Consider the following 13,493-nt stretch of genomic DNA (forward strand, 5'->3'; position numbering starts at 1 on the left):
CATGACCGCGCTCGTCGACCACGACCTGCTCGCCTTCGACCGCGAGCACCTCTGGCACCCCTACACGTCGATGATCGCGCCGACCCCGGCGCACCTGGTCACCGGCGCCCGCGGCTGCGAGCTGGAGGTCGACGGCGCCTGGGTGGTCGACGGGATGGCGTCGTGGTGGTCGGCGATCCACGGCTACCGGCACCCGGCGCTCGACGCCGCGCTCGCCGAGCAGGCCGGCCGGTTCAGCCACGTCATGTTCGGCGGGCTGACCCACGAGCCGGCCGTCGGTCTCGGGCGCCGCCTCGTCGAGATCACGCCGGCCCCGCTGGAGCGGGTCTTCCTCGCCGACTCGGGCTCGGTGAGCGTCGAGGTCGCGATGAAGATGGTGCTCCAGTACCAGCGCGGCCGCGGCCGTCCCGGGCGCACCCGGATGCTCACCGTCCTCGGCGGCTACCACGGCGACACCTTCGACTGCATGAGCGTCACCGACCCGGTCGGCGGCATGCACAGCATGTGGGCGGGACTGCTCCCCGACCAGGTCTTCGGGCCCCAGCCCCCGTCGTACGACGCGGGGGCGCCGGAACTTGCTACCTGGGCCGCCGGACTGCGCTCCCTCGCGGCCCGGCACGCGCACGAGCTGGCCGGGATCATCGTCGAGCCACTGCTCCAGGGCGCGGGCGGCATGCACCCCTATCCCGCCGCGTGCCTGCAGGTCTTCCGCGAGATCGCCGACGAGCACGGGCTGCTGCTGGTCTTCGACGAGATCGCGACCGGCTTCGGCCGCACCGGGCACCTCTTCGTGAGCGAGCTCGTCACGCCCGACGTCCTGTGCCTGGGCAAGGCGCTGACCGGCGGCTACCTCACCCTCGCCGCGGTGCTCACCACCGACGAGGTGGCGCGCGGGATCTCCGCGAGCGAGGCCGGCGTGGTCATGCACGGGCCCACCTTCATGGGCAACCCGCTGGCCTGCGCGGTCGCGAGCGCCTCGATCGACCTGCTCCTCGGGGGCGACTGGTCCGGCCGGGTGGGCGCTCTCGGCGACGGGCTCGCGACGGGCCTCGCGCCCCTGCGCGGTACGCCGGGCGTGCGTGACGTCCGGACGATCGGCGCCGTGGGCGTCGTCCAGCTCGACCACCCGGTCGATGTCGTCGCGGCCACCGACGCCGCCCTCGCCGCGGGGGTGTGGCTGCGGCCGTTCCGCGACCTCGTCTACGCGATGCCGCCCTACGTCACCGGACCCGCCGAGCTCGACCGGCTCGTCGCCGGCATCACCGCGGCGGTGCGGGCCGGATGAGCACCTGGGAGACCTGGCTGGCGGCCGAGGCCGCGGCCCGCGAGGACGCCGGTCTCACCCGCCGGCTGCGGGCCCGCGCGGCCGACGACCCGACCATCGACCTGGCGGGCAACGACTACCTCGGCCTCGCGCGCGACGCCGGGGTACGCCGGGCCGCCGCGGACGCTGCGCTGGCCTGGGGGGCCGGCGCCAGCGCCTCGCGGCTGGTCACGGGCACCCTCGGCGTGCACGACGAGCTCGAGCGCGAGCTCGCCGACTACCTCGGCCAGCCGGCGGCGCTCGTGCTCTCGACCGGCTACCACGCCAACCTCGCCGTGGTCACCGCGCTGGCCGACCGCACCACGCGGGTGCTCTCGGACGCGCACATCCACGCCTCGCTCGTCGACGCCGTGCGGCTCTCGCGGGCGCGGCTGAGCGTCGTACCGCACAGCGACGTGGACGCGGTCCGGGCCGGTCTCCGCGCCGCCGCGGCCGACGGCGAGCGCGCGATCGTGCTGGCCGAGTCGGTCTACTCGGTGCTCGGCGACGCCGCGCCGCTCGTCGAGCTCGCCGACCTCTGCGCCGAGCACGACGCCCTGCTGGTGGTCGACGAGGCGCACGGCCTCGGCGTGCACGGACCCGGGCTCGTGGCCACCCTCGGGCTCGCCGGCCTCCCCCATGTCGTCGTCACCGCGACCCTGTCGAAGTCGCTCGGCGCCCAGGGCGGCGCGGTCCTCGGCTCCCCCGCCCTGCGCGACCACCTGGTCAACCGGGCCCGGCCCTTCATCTTCGACACCGGCCTGGCCCCCGCGCCCACCGCCGGTGCGCTCGCCGCGCTCCGCACGCTGCGCGACCGGCCCGCGCTGGGCGCCACGGTCCGCAGCCGGGTCGCCGAGCTCGCCGACGTCCTGGGCGTGGCCGCACCGGCGGGCGCGGTCCTGTCGGTACCGATGTCCTCACCCCAGGCGGCCGTCGCCGCCCAGGCCGCCGCGCTGGAGGCCGGGCTGCGCGTCGGCTGCTTCCGGCCGCCCTCGGTGCCCGACGGCATCTCGCGGCTGCGGATCACCGCCAGCGCCGGCGTACCGGACGACGACTGGGCGCGCGCCGTCGCCACCCTCGCCGCCCTCGTCAAGGAGCACCAGTGACCGCGGCCCGGGTCGTCGTCGTGACCGGCACCGACACCGGCGTGGGCAAGACCATCGCGACCGCCGCGCTCGCCGCCCGGGCCCAGGCCGAGGGACAGCGCGTCCTGGTCGTGAAGCCCGTCCAGACCGGGATCGGCGGCGCCGACCCCGACCCCCACGACGTCGACACGGTCGCCGCGCTCACCGGCGCCGACGTCCTCGAGCTCGCCGCCCTCGACGAGGCGCTCGCGCCCGACACCGCCGCCCGCCGGGCCGGAGCGCCGCTGCCGACGGTCGCGGACCACGCCGGCCGGATCCGCGCCCTGGCCGCGTCGGGCGAGCACGACCTCGTCCTGGTCGAGGGGGCCGGCGGCCTGCTCGTCCGGCTCGACCTGGACGACGGCACGCTGCTCGACCTCGCCGTGACCCTCGGCGCCGACGTCGTGGTCGTCGCCCGGGCCGGGCTGGGCACCCTCAACCACACCGAGCTCACCGTCGCGGCGCTCCGCGCGCGCGGCGTCGTCCCGCTGGGCGTCGTCATCGGCGCCTGGCCGTGCTCCCCGGGCCTGGCCGAGCGCTGCAACCGCGACGACCTGCCGCGGGTCACCGGACTGCCCGTGCTCGCCGTCGTTCCGGAGGGGGCGGGGTCGTTGCTGCCCGACGCCTTCGGCGAGGCGGCGCCGGGCTGGTTCGGCTGAGCCGCCTCACCACAGCGGCGGGCGGCGGTCCCTCCACGGCAGCGCGGTCTCGAGCTGGGCGGCGAGCGAGAGGAGCAGCTCCTCCTCGGCCGGACGGGCGGCGAGCATCATGCCGATCGGCAGGCCCGCGGACGTCTGGTGCAGCGGCAGTGAGATCGCCGGCATGCCGGTGACGTTCCAGGCCGAGGTCCACGGCGTGTAGCGCTTCTGCGCCTCGAAGTCCGCCGCCGGATCGGCGTCGTCGCGCAGCGCGCCGACCAGCGGCGGCGGCGTGGCGACCGTCGGCGTCAGCACGATGTCGTACGGCGCCAGCGCGACCAGCGCCTCGGCCGCGTGCCGGCGCAGCGCGCCGATCGCCAGACCGAACGCGGGCCCCGAGATCGCCGCACCGCGCTCCCCCAGCCAGCGGGTCAGCGGACGCAGCGTGGCCTCCTGCTCGGGCGCCAGCCCGACCGTCGACAGCCCGGTCAGCACCGCCCAGCAGGTCTCGAAGTCGGCGACCGCCTCGCGCGGGAGCGGCACCGGGATGTCCTCGACGACGTGCCCCAGCGAGCTCAGCAGCCGGGTCGTCTCGTCGTAGGCGCGTCGCACCTCGGGATCGATCTCGGTGTCGGCGATGACGGGCTCGTCGAAGCAGCCGATCCGCAGCCGCCCGGGCTCGCGGCCGGTCGCGGCGAGGAACGTGCCGCTCGGCTCGGGCGCCCACGAGGGGTCGCCCGCGCGGCGTCCGGCCATCACGTCGAGGAGCGCGGCGGCGTCGGCGACGGTGCGCGCGAGGGGTCCGGCGACGGCGAGGCCGATCGGGTCGCCGTACATTGGGAAGCCGCTGATCCGGCCCCGGCTCGGCTTGAGCCCGACCAGCCCGCAGCAGGCCGCCGGGATCCGGATCGAGCCGCCGCCGTCGGAGCCCTGCGCCACCGGGACCAGTCCCGCGGCCACCGCGGCCGCCGCGCCGCCGGAGGAGCCGCCGGCCATCCGGGTGGTGTCCCAGGGCGTCACCGCGGGCGGGCGTCCCTCGGGCTCGGTGTAGCAGGGCGAGCCGAACTCGGGCGTGCTCGTCTTGCCCAGGCTGATCAGCCCGGCGTCCTCGATCGCGAGCGTCACCCCGTCGGAGATCTCGGGCACGTAGCCCGCGAACGCCGGCGAGCCGAACGCCGTCGGCACGCCCTTGGTCAGGTTGAGGTCCTTGATCGCCGTCGGTACGCCGGCCAGCGGCGAGGCACCCTCGCCGACCGGTCCTACGGCCGCCACCTCGCGCGCCCGGACCCGGGCGGTGTCGGGGTCGCGGAACACGAACGCGCCGTCGACGTACTCCTGGGGGAGACGCGCGGCGCGTTCGAGGTAGTGCTCGGTCAGCTCGACAGGGCTGATCTCACCGGAGCGGATCAGGGCGCCCTGCTCGAGCGCGGTCAGGTCGTGGAGTTCGGCCACGACCCGACCGTAGTCCCTCGCGGAAATCAGGCGGCGGTGACCTCGGGGGTGAACTCCGCGAGACGGGCGAGGGCACCGAGCAGCTTGGCCCGGACCTCGGCGTCGGTGGTGGGGTCGACGTCGATCGCGGACTGCGACACGGTCACGTCCTCGACCACGATCGCACCGGCGATGCCGGCCGAGCGGGCGGTGTCGCCGTGGGCCCACTTGCCGCCGTACGGCGTGGGGGTGGCGCCGACGACGCCGAAGGGCTTGCCGACCAGGGCGCCGGCGCCGTACGGACGCGAGAGCCAGTCGATCGCGTTGTTGAGCACGGCCGGCATGGTGCCGTTGTACTCCGGGGTGACCGCGAGGACGCGGTCGGCGCCCTGGACGCGCTCGCGCAGCGCAGCGGCCGTCGCGGGCAGGTTCTCACCGTCGATGTCCTCGTTGTAGAACGGGACCTGGTCGAGGCCCTCCACGATGTCGAGGGTCACGCCGGCAGGCGCCTCGTCACGGAGGATCTCGGCCAGCTTGCGGTTGAGCGAGTCGGCCCGGAGGCTACCGACGAGGACGGCGACGCGGGTGTTCGTGGTGTCAGTCATGATGGGCGAAACGGACCGTGGTCCGCTTCTATTCCGGGCTGCCGGATTCTTTTCCCGGATCGCCTCAGCCGAACGTCCGCACCCCGACGTCGACGGCGGCTCCGGCCGCCACGAGCGCCGGCAGCCGGTCGGCCGGGACCGCCACGAGCGGGTAGGCGTCCGAACCCTCGTCGACCTGCACGACGACCAGTCCGGCCGGGACGAGCAGCCGGCTGATCGCCCCGGCGACCTGCTCCACGCTCCCCTCGCCCGCGGCGTCCAGCGCCACGCCCGCCGACCGCACCCGCGGCAGACCCGCGACCTGCGCCCGCACCTCGCCGGCCTCCTCCTTCCAGTCGAGGTAGGCGACCTCGCCCGCGCCGTGGAGCGCGTCGACCAGGGCGACCACGCCCTCGACCTCGTCGGCCTCCTCGATCCCCCGCTGGAGCAGCGCGTCCTCGTGCGCGGCGAGGTAGCCGGCCGGGTCGGCGACGGCGAGCCGGACCTGCGGCGCGACCCCGGGATCGTCGGTGAGGAGGGCCGCGAAGCGGTCCCAGGCAGCAAGGTCGGTCATGCGCGGATCGTAGGCGGCTGTCGGCGCCACCGCCTAGGGTTGGCGAACCATGTCGAAACCCCTGCCGCTGCTGACCGGCGCGCCGCCCACCGAGCGCGCCGATGCGGCGCGCAATCGGGAGGCGCTGCTCCAGGCCGCGACCGAGCTGATCGAGGGCTGCAGCATCGAGGGCGTCACCATGGACGCCGTCGCGGCGCGGGCCGGGGTCGGCAAGGGCACCGTCTTCCGCCGCTTCGGCAGCCGCGAGGGGCTGATGGCCTCGCTCCTCGACCACCGCGAGCGGGTCTGGCAGGCCGGGGTCATCAGTGGTCCCCCGCCGCTCGGACCGGGTGCGCCGGCGATGGACCGGCTGCTCGCCTTCGGCGCCTCCCGGATGCGCCTGCACCTCGAGCAGGCCGCGCTCATCGAGGCCGCGGGCCGGACCTGGGGCGACAACCCCGCGGTGCTCGGCTTCGCCACCCTCCACGTCCGGCTGCTGCTCACCGAGCTGGGGACGCCGGGCGACCTCGACTACCTCGCCGGGTCGCTCATCGCGCCGCTCAACGTGCCCGTCCTGCGCCAGCAGATGGGGCCGGGCGGGATGAGCGAGGCACGCGTGCTCGCCGGCTGGGAGACGCTCGTACGCCGGGTCGTCGGGGCCGGGACCGGGACCACCCGAGATGAGGCCCCGGCCTCCGTCACTGACGCCGACGCCGACGCCGACGCGGCGGAGCGAACCTAGTCCCGAGCGCCCGCACCCGGCGCCGCCGCAGGCCCCCTGGTGCGCAAAACGCCGACTTCAGGCCTCGCCTGCCGCCTCGGTCAGGTCGACCCGCAGCACCTGCCCGTCCCAGTCGCGGAACGTGGCGAGCCGGTCCAGGCCCGGCCACCGTGCCGCGACCACGTACAGCCGGTCGCCCTCCACCGCGCACGAGAAGCCGCCGCGGTCGAGCGCGACGGTGGCGAGCACCGCGCCGCCCTCGGCGACCCGCACGCAGCGCTGGTGCGGTACGTCGGCGTACCAGATCGCACCGGCGGCATCGAGGCAGATGCCGTCGGGGTTGTCCTCCCCCAGCCCCGCCCAGGTACGCCGCTCCGCCAGCCCGCCGTCGGCGGCGACCGGGAAGGCGACGAGCTCGTTGCGGTAGGAGTCCGCGACGACGAGCGTCGTGGCGTCGGGCGTGAGCAGCATCCCGTTGGGGAACGCGAGGTCCTCGGCGACGACGCGGGCGGAGCCGTCGGGCGTGACCAGCGCGACGAATCCGGACCCGCCGGAGCCATCGGTGCCACCGGAGCCGTTGACCTAGACCCGGCCGCGGGGGTCGGCCACCACCTCGTTGAACGTGGGGGCGGGCGCGAGCCCGGCCAGGTCGGCGTACGGCGCGAGGGAGCCGTCGGGCTCGCGGACCAGCAGCGCCCGCTCCCGGTTGGACGCCAGCACCAGCCGGCCGTCGGGCAGGAAGTCGAAGCACAGCGGGAGCGAGGCGTGCTCGAGGACCGTCTCGGCGGCGCCCGCGTCGTCGACGGCGATGATCCGTCCGTGGGTCCAGTCGCTGAACCAGAGCCGGCCGTCGTGGCGGCGCGGCGACTCCACCAGGCCGAGGCCGGTCATCAGGATGTCCATGCCGGGCAGACCCGCCGCCCGGCCCGGACTCATCGCCGGGTCAGTCCTGGGTGTGACGCAGCAGGCCGTAGGTGAGCCCGTCGACCAGCGCCTCCCACGACGCCTCGATCACGTTGGCCCCCACGCCGACGGTCACCCACGGCGTGGTGCCGTCGGTGGTCTCGATGAGCACCCGGGTGATGGCGTCGGTGCCGTGGCCCTGGTCGAGGATGCGGACCTTGAAGTCGATGAGCTCGAACTTCGCGATCTCGGGGTAGGCCTGCACGATCGCCGAGCGCAGCGCCTGGTCGAGCGCGTTGACCGGGCCGTTGCCCTCGCCGGTGACGACATAGCGGACGCCGGCGGCCTGGAGCTTGACGGTCGCCTCCGACACCGCCTCCTCGCCCGGCTGGGCGTGGGTGAGCGTCTCGGTGATGACCCGCCAGCTCTCCACGTCGAAGTACGACGGCCGCTGCCCCTCGGCCTCCTCGACCAGGAGCAGCTCGAACGAGGCGTCCGCGGCCTCGAAGGTGTAGCCGCGCGCCTCGAGCTCCTTGACCCGGGCGGTCACCCGGGTGACCAGCTCCGGGGAGTCGGACAGGTCGAAGCCGAGCTCGCGGCCCTTGAGCTCGATGGTGGCGCGCCCGGCCATGTCCGAGACGAGCAGGCGCATGTCGTTGCCGACGCCGGCCGGGTCCATGTGCTGGTAGAGGTCGGGGTCGACCTTGATCGCGCTCGCGTGGAGACCGGCCTTGTGGGCGAAGGCGGACGTGCCGACGTACGGCTGGCGCGAGGCGGGCGGGACGTTGGTGACCTCGGCGACGGCGTGGGCGATCCGGGTGGCCTCGGCGAGGAGTCCGGGCGGGAGGACCTGCTTGTCGAGCTTGAGCTCGAGGTTGGCCACGACGTTGACGAGGTCGGCGTTGCCGGTGCGCTCGCCGTAGCCGTTGATGCAGCCCTGGACGTGGGTGGCGCCCGCGTCGACGGCAGCCAGCGTGTTGGCGACCGCGCAGCCGGTGTCGTTGTGGCAGTGGATGCCGACGCGGACCTGGGACGCCTCGATCACGTCGTGCACGACGTCGGAGACCCAGCCCGGCAGCATGCCGCCGTTGGTGTCGCAGAGCGCGATCACGTCGGCGCCCGCGTCGTACGCGGTGCGGAGGACCTCGAGGGCGTAGGACCGGTCGAGCCGGTAGCCGTCGAAGAAGTGCTCGGCGTCGAGGAAGACCTGCTGGCCCTCGGCGCGCAGGTGGGAGACGGTGTCGCGGATCATCGCGAGGTTCTCCTCGAGCGTGGTCCGCAGCGCCTTCTCCACGTGCCCGACGTGCGACTTGGCGACCAGCGTGACCACCCCGGCCCCGCTGTCGCGCAGCGCCGCGACCAGCGGGTCGTCGGCGGCCTTGAGCCCGGCCCGCCGGGTCGAGCCGAAGGCGGCCAGCCGCGCGTGCTGGAGGTCCAGCTCGAGCGCGGCGCGCCGGAAGAACTCGGTGTCCTTGGGGTTCGACCCCGGCCAGCCGCCCTCGATGTAGCCCACCCCGAGTCCGTCGAGCTGGCGCGCGATCGTCAGCTTGTCGGCGACGGAGAGGTTGAGCCCCTCCTGCTGGGCACCGTCGCGCAGCGTGGTGTCGTAGACGTGGAAGGAGCCGTGGAGGTCGAGCTGCTGGGTCATCGTGATCTCTCGCTGAGTGCGTCACCTGGGCAAAACAAAAGCCTCCCGACAACGAGAGGCTGGCGCGTCCGACGGTGGTCGGACGCGCTAGGTAATGATCGTGATGAAGGTGGTCACGGGCCCTAGTCTGCCACGGATGGGTGAGACGGTGGTCTCAGAGTCCGAACGGGCCGTCGGTCCAGGGCACCCAGGCGACGCCGTTGCCGGCGACCAGGGCGGCGAGCAGCGCGGCGATCCCGAGCAGCACCGCGCAGGTCAGCACCCAGGGCAGCGGGCGCCGGCACAGCGGGAAGAGGGCCCGGGCGACCGGTGAGCGGAACCGGCTCCCGCCGGGGCCCGACCAGAGAGCGACGCCGAGGGTCGCGCCGGCGGCGAGGAGGGTCGAGGGGACGTCGAGGGCGACGGCGTAGCCGAGGAGGCCGGCGGCGAGGCCGAGCCCGGCGCTCCAGGAGACGAGGACGACGGTGCCGGTCACCGCGCGCAGGCCGTGCCAGGGGCTGGAGAAGGCCCAGCGCAGGCCGTCGTACCACTTGATCCCGCGGACGGTACGACGCTGGGCGACCGCCGAGGCGGCGAGCGAGCCCGCGCGGAGCAGCCACACGGTGAGAACCACGAGCGCGAGCGCGACCCAGGGCGCGGCGGCGAAGCCGGCGCCGAGGGCGAGGGCGCCGGCGCCGATGGCGCACCAGCGGCGGATCCGCTCGCCGAGCGGGACCGGGGGCGGGGGCAGCGCGAGGGGGTCGTCGGGGTCGACGACGCCCCAGGTCTGGTCGAACTCCCGCTCCATCCGGGTCACCGCGTCGGGGGGCGCCACAGCCGGCGCCACCACCGGCGCGGCGACCGGCGCAGCGACCGGGGCCGGCGGCGGGTACGCCGGGCCCGGCACGGTCGGCGGGGTGAGGACCGGGGTCGGCGCGGCGGCGCTGACCGGCCCCAACTCGTCCGCCGGGGACGAGGAGGCGGACTGGGCCTGCGCGGCGAGCGCGAGAGGCAGCGTGAAGTCGTCGGGCTCCGGCGCCGGCTCAGGCTCGGCCGGGACCTCGGGCACGGCCGCGGTCGGCGGCGCGAACAGCCCGCCCGGCGGCGCCACCCGGGGCAGCTCGGGCCGGGTGCTCAGCGGCCGGAGCCAGGCGAGGAGCTCCTCGAGGAGGGGCCGCGCGAGCGGGTCCGGGTGGAGCGCGGCGCCGAGGACGTCGGCGAGCGGGCGCTCGATGCCGGACAGGTCGTGCTCGCCGCGGCGGGTGCGGTCCATGACGGCCATGGCCGGCCCGCGGCCGTAGGGCGCGCGACCGCTCGCGGCGTAGGCGACCGTCGCCGCCCAGGCGTGGACGTCGGCAGCGGGGGTGGCCTCGTCGCCGTACAGGATCTCGGGGGCGAGGTAGCCCGGCGTCCCCAGCAGCCACCCGGTCTGGGTGAGCCGGACGTCGTCGGCGACCCGGGCCAGCCCGAAGTCGATGAGGATCGGCGTACGGCCCTCCATCAGCACGTTGCCGGGCTTGACGTCGCGGTGCAGGACGCCGACGGTGTGCACCGCGGCGAGTCCCTCGGCCAGGCACCCGGCGAGCCAGTACAGGTCGCTGCCGGAGACCGGGCCCTCGCGGGCGACGTGGTCGTGCAGCGAGAGCCCGGGCACGTAGCGGGTGACCACGTAGGGCACGTCGGCCCAGGGGTCGGCGGCGAGCATCTCGGCGATCCAGGGGCTGCGGACCCGGGTCAGCGAGCTGACCTCACGGGCGAGCCGGCCGCGCGCCTCGTCGTCCCCGACGACCTGGTGGCGCAGCACCTTGAGCGCGACCCGGCGCCCGTCGGGACCCTGGGCGAGGTGGACGATGCCCATGCCGCCCTCGCCGAGCTTGGTCAGCAGCGTGTAGGCGCCCACCTGGGTGGGTGCGCTGCTGTCCGGTCGGGTCGTCACGGCCCGAGATTACCTGCGGGCGTCGAGCTCAGCGATGAGGCGCTTCGGTGCCACGCGGCGGTAGGACGCATCGGCGAGCTCGGCGATCTCGGTCCAGTCGACGTCCGGGGCGGCGAGGTCGATCGCCCGCCCGCCGTAGGGACCGTAGTAGGCGGGCACGAAGAAGCGCTCGTCCTCGTCGAGGGCCGGCAGGTCGACCGCGTCGGGGGTGAAGATGAAGGCGCTGGGCACCATCCGGTGCTCCCCGGGCCGGATCTTCTCGCTGCCGCCGAAGGCCGCGAAGATCTTGCCTGCGCGAAAGGTCGGCCGGCCGTGGCTCACCCGCTCCTCGGCGCCCGGGAAGGCCAGGCAGATCGCGCGGAGCCCGGCGAGGCCCGGGTCGTCGTCGGAGAACATGATCGGGTGCGCCATGGGGCCAGTATGCGTGCCACCATGGACCATGGGCTCGGCCCTCGAGGTGCACCGCCTGGGTGCGGGGGCGCCGCCGCTGCTCCTCGTCCAGAGCGGGCTCACCGCCGACGAGCTCCTCCCCCTCGCCCGCCAGCCGGTCCTCGACGGGTGCGAGCGGCTCGTCCCGCACCGGCGCGGGTACGCCGGCAGCGGCCCCGTCGCACTCCCCCACCGGATCGCGGCCGACGTCGCCGACTGCCTGGCGCTGCTCGACGAGCAGGGCCATGAGCGGGCGCACGTCCTCGGCTACTCCTACTCCGGCGCGGTCGCCCTCCAGCTCGCCGCCGACCACCCGGACCGGGTCGCCGGGCTGGTGCTGGTCGAGCCGCCGCCGACACTGGCGCCGGAGGTGCGCGAGGACTTCGTCGCGACCGTGGCCGGGCTGCTCGCCGTACGCCGGGAGTCCGGGGTGACGGCGGCGATCGACGCCTTCTGGGCGATGCTCGGGACGCCGGCGTGGTGGGCCGCGCTCGACGCGCAGGTGCCCGGCGCGCGCGACCAGATGCGCCGCGACGCCGCGAGCTTCCTCGTCGCCGACCTCCCAGCCCTGCTGGCCTGGTCCTTCGCGGACGCCGACGCGGCCCGGGTCCGCTGCCCGGTGCTCCACGTCGGTGCCGACGGCAGCGGTCCCTGGTGGGCGGCCGTGCGCCGCCGGGTGCGGGCGTGGTTCCCCGGCGCCGCCGACGTGGTGGTCGCCGGCGCCGACCACGGCCTGGTGCTCACCCACGCGGCCGAGGTCGCCGCGGCGATCAGGACGGCAGTGCCCCGCGGCTGATCCTCAGCGCAGCCGGCCGGCGCGGTACTCGGCCACGAAGCTCTCGACCGCCCGGTTGGCCTCGCGCAGCCCGTCGCCGGTCTCGCGCCGGTACTGCTTGACCGCGTGTACGACCCGGTCGGCGCGGATGAAGGCCAGCACCTCCTCGGAGGGCCGCAGCGGGCCGGGCACCGCGTGCCCGGCCGCGCCCGCGCCCGCGCTCGGCGCGGTGTACGGCGGCGGGTGCCCGGCCTGCGCGTAGAGCCAGTTGACGTGCTCCTCGAGCTTGGCGATCCGCGCGTCCAGGTAGGAGTCCATGACGCGACCCTACGAGGCGAGTGTGCTCAGTCGATCTTGCGCATCCAGCCGAAGGTGTCGTCGGCCCGGCCGAGCTGGACGTCGACGAGCGCCTGCCGGATCCGCATGGTCAGGTCCTGGCTGGCGGGCGCGGCGGTCTCGCCGCCGGCCCACTTGAGCGCGCCGACCGGGGTCACGACCGCGGCCGTGCCGCAGGCGAAGATCTCGGTGATCCGGCCGCTGGCCACGCCCTCGCGCCACTCGTCGATGCCGAACTGGCGCTCGGTGACGTGGTGGCCCATCTTGCCGGCCAGCTCGATGATCGAGGAGCGGGTGATGCCCTCGAGGATCGTGCCGGTCTCGGGGGTGACGATCGAGCCGTCGTCGAACACGAAGTACATGTTCATCCCGCCGAGCTCCTCGACGTAGGTGCCCTCCTGGGCGTCGAGGAAGACGACCTGGTCGCACCCGGCGGCGTAGGCCTCCTGCTGGGCGACCAGCGACGAGGCGTAGTTGCCGCCGGTCTTGGCCGCGCCCATGCCGCCGCGGCCGGCCCGGGTGTACTCCTCGGTGAGCCACAGCGTGACCGGCTTGACGCCGCCCTTGAAGTAGGCGCCTGCCGGGCTCGCGATCACCATGAAGGTGACGTGCTGGGCCGGGCGCACCCCGAGGAACTTCTCGGAGGCGAACATGAACGGGCGCAGGTAGAGGCTCTTCTCGCCGCCGTCGGGGTTGCCGGGCACCCAGCGGGCGTCGGCCTTGACGAGCTCCTCGACGGCCTGGAGGAAGTCGGGGACCTCCAGGACGGGCAGCGCGAGGCGGTGGCTGGAGCGGATCATCCGCTCGGCGTTGGCCTCGGGGCGGAACAGCCACAGCGAGTCGTCGTCGTGGCGGTAGGCCTTCATGCCCTCGAAGGTCTCCTGCGCGTAGTGCAGGACGGCGGCCGCGGGGTCGAGCGTGATCGGGCCGTAGGGCGTGATCCGCGCGTCGTACCAGCCCTGCTCCGGGGTCCACTCGACGGTGAACATGTGGTCGGAGAAGTGCGAGCCGAAGCCGGGGTTGGCCAGGATCTCCGCCAGCCGGGTGTCGTCGGTGGGGTTCGCAGAGAGCGTGGTGGTGATCTGCATGGTCATCAGGTTAGTCCTCGTTAACGCGGGTCGGCAGGGGGCATT

13 protein-coding genes and 1 pseudogene are annotated in these 13,493 nt (G+C 74.9%); 5 read left to right on the forward strand and 9 right to left on the reverse strand.

The window, feature by feature from the left end; translation table 11 throughout:
* Position 1 precedes the first annotated feature (1 nt).
* Genes M0M48_RS15915 through bioD form a run of 3 tightly spaced genes read left to right on the forward strand, consistent with a single transcriptional unit; the run spans position 2 to position 3,086 of the window.
* Positions 2-1,285 (forward strand): adenosylmethionine--8-amino-7-oxononanoate transaminase, encoded by a 1,284-nt coding sequence (locus M0M48_RS15915; RefSeq protein ID WP_257751884.1) that lies wholly within the window; start codon positions 2-4, stop codon positions 1,283-1,285.
* Positions 1,282-2,409: an 8-amino-7-oxononanoate synthase gene (locus tag M0M48_RS15920; protein ID WP_257751885.1), complete on the forward strand. Its 1,128-nt coding sequence runs from the start codon at positions 1,282-1,284 to the stop codon at positions 2,407-2,409. Before M0M48_RS15915 ends, M0M48_RS15920 begins: the two co-directional genes overlap by 4 nt.
* A complete protein-coding gene (gene bioD / locus M0M48_RS15925) occupies positions 2,406-3,086 on the forward strand; it encodes a dethiobiotin synthase (protein WP_257751886.1) in 681 nt (226 codons plus the stop codon). Before M0M48_RS15920 ends, bioD begins: the two co-directional genes overlap by 4 nt.
* Before the next feature lie 6 nt (positions 3,087-3,092).
* On the opposite strand, the gene M0M48_RS15930 is transcribed toward bioD, so the two are convergent.
* The 3 genes from M0M48_RS15930 to M0M48_RS15940 all read right to left on the reverse strand — a co-directional run bounded on the left by M0M48_RS15930 (position 3,093) and on the right by M0M48_RS15940 (position 5,654).
* Positions 3,093-4,517, reverse strand: a complete 1,425-nt coding sequence (locus M0M48_RS15930) for an amidase (protein ID WP_257751887.1) — start codon at positions 4,515-4,517, stop codon at positions 3,093-3,095.
* 26 nt (positions 4,518-4,543) lie between these two features.
* Positions 4,544-5,101 (reverse strand): NAD(P)H-dependent oxidoreductase, encoded by a 558-nt coding sequence (locus tag M0M48_RS15935; RefSeq protein WP_215817305.1) that lies wholly within the window; start codon positions 5,099-5,101, stop codon positions 4,544-4,546.
* A 64-nt stretch (positions 5,102-5,165) separates the two neighbouring features.
* On the reverse strand, positions 5,166-5,654 hold the full coding sequence (locus M0M48_RS15940; RefSeq protein WP_257751888.1) for a DUF6630 family protein: 489 nt from the start codon (positions 5,652-5,654) through the stop codon (positions 5,166-5,168).
* Positions 5,655-5,703: 49 nt separating this feature from the next.
* Here M0M48_RS15940 and M0M48_RS15945 point away from each other — a divergent pair, with 49 nt between their 5' ends.
* Positions 5,704-6,375 (forward strand): TetR/AcrR family transcriptional regulator, encoded by a 672-nt coding sequence (locus tag M0M48_RS15945; RefSeq protein ID WP_257751889.1) that lies wholly within the window; start codon positions 5,704-5,706, stop codon positions 6,373-6,375.
* Positions 6,376-6,432: 57 nt separating this feature from the next.
* Here the strand turns inward: M0M48_RS15945 and M0M48_RS15950 are convergent.
* The 4 genes and pseudogenes from M0M48_RS15950 to M0M48_RS15965 all read right to left on the reverse strand — a co-directional run bounded on the left by M0M48_RS15950 (position 6,433) and on the right by M0M48_RS15965 (position 11,231).
* Positions 6,433-7,290: pseudogene (locus M0M48_RS15950) on the reverse strand (SMP-30/gluconolactonase/LRE family protein).
* 7 nt (positions 7,291-7,297) lie between these two features.
* The gene (cimA, locus tag M0M48_RS15955) at positions 7,298-8,905 is read right to left on the reverse strand and encodes a citramalate synthase (protein WP_215817309.1); all 1,608 of its coding nucleotides are present in this window, start codon (positions 8,903-8,905) and stop codon (positions 7,298-7,300) included.
* Positions 8,906-9,059: 154 nt separating this feature from the next.
* Positions 9,060-10,820 (reverse strand): serine/threonine-protein kinase, encoded by a 1,761-nt coding sequence (locus tag M0M48_RS15960; RefSeq protein WP_257751890.1) that lies wholly within the window; start codon positions 10,818-10,820, stop codon positions 9,060-9,062.
* 9 nt (positions 10,821-10,829) lie between these two features.
* Entirely contained in the window at positions 10,830-11,231 is a 402-nt protein-coding gene (locus M0M48_RS15965; protein ID WP_215817311.1) for an MmcQ/YjbR family DNA-binding protein, read from the reverse strand.
* A gap of 28 nt (positions 11,232-11,259) precedes the next feature.
* Here M0M48_RS15965 and M0M48_RS15970 point away from each other — a divergent pair, with 28 nt between their 5' ends.
* The gene (locus tag M0M48_RS15970) at positions 11,260-12,045 is read left to right on the forward strand and encodes an alpha/beta fold hydrolase (RefSeq protein WP_257751891.1); all 786 of its coding nucleotides are present in this window, start codon (positions 11,260-11,262) and stop codon (positions 12,043-12,045) included.
* A 3-nt stretch (positions 12,046-12,048) separates the two neighbouring features.
* Here the strand turns inward: M0M48_RS15970 and M0M48_RS15975 are convergent, their stop codons facing one another.
* The gene (locus M0M48_RS15975) at positions 12,049-12,342 is read right to left on the reverse strand and encodes a hypothetical protein (protein WP_257751892.1); all 294 of its coding nucleotides are present in this window, start codon (positions 12,340-12,342) and stop codon (positions 12,049-12,051) included.
* Positions 12,343-12,368: 26 nt separating this feature from the next.
* The gene (locus M0M48_RS15980) at positions 12,369-13,448 is read right to left on the reverse strand and encodes a branched-chain amino acid aminotransferase (protein WP_215817363.1); all 1,080 of its coding nucleotides are present in this window, start codon (positions 13,446-13,448) and stop codon (positions 12,369-12,371) included.
* Positions 13,449-13,493 lie beyond the last annotated feature (45 nt).

The organism is Pimelobacter simplex, from assembly GCF_024662235.1.
Lineage (GTDB): Bacteria > Actinomycetota > Actinomycetes > Propionibacteriales > Nocardioidaceae > Nocardioides.

Bases quoted from the DNA above. Each gene is read 5' to 3' on its own strand.
- M0M48_RS15915 (WP_257751884.1), top strand. From the start codon at position 2: ATGACCGCGCTCGTCGACCACGACCTGCTCGCCTTCGACCGCGAGCAC.
- M0M48_RS15920 (WP_257751885.1), top strand. From the start codon at position 1,282: ATGAGCACCTGGGAGACCTGGCTGGCGGCCGAGGCCGCGGCCCGCGAG.
- M0M48_RS15935 (WP_215817305.1), bottom strand. From the start codon at position 5,101: ATGACTGACACCACGAACACCCGCGTCGCCGTCCTCGTCGGTAGCCTC.
- M0M48_RS15940 (WP_257751888.1), bottom strand. From the start codon at position 5,654: ATGACCGACCTTGCTGCCTGGGACCGCTTCGCGGCCCTCCTCACCGAC.
- M0M48_RS15945 (WP_257751889.1), top strand. From the start codon at position 5,704: ATGTCGAAACCCCTGCCGCTGCTGACCGGCGCGCCGCCCACCGAGCGC.
- cimA (WP_215817309.1), bottom strand. From the start codon at position 8,905: ATGACCCAGCAGCTCGACCTCCACGGCTCCTTCCACGTCTACGACACC.
- M0M48_RS15965 (WP_215817311.1), bottom strand. From the start codon at position 11,231: ATGGCGCACCCGATCATGTTCTCCGACGACGACCCGGGCCTCGCCGGG.
- M0M48_RS15970 (WP_257751891.1), top strand. From the start codon at position 11,260: ATGGGCTCGGCCCTCGAGGTGCACCGCCTGGGTGCGGGGGCGCCGCCG.
- M0M48_RS15975 (WP_257751892.1), bottom strand. From the start codon at position 12,342: ATGGACTCCTACCTGGACGCGCGGATCGCCAAGCTCGAGGAGCACGTC.
- M0M48_RS15980 (WP_215817363.1), bottom strand. From the start codon at position 13,448: ATGCAGATCACCACCACGCTCTCTGCGAACCCCACCGACGACACCCGG.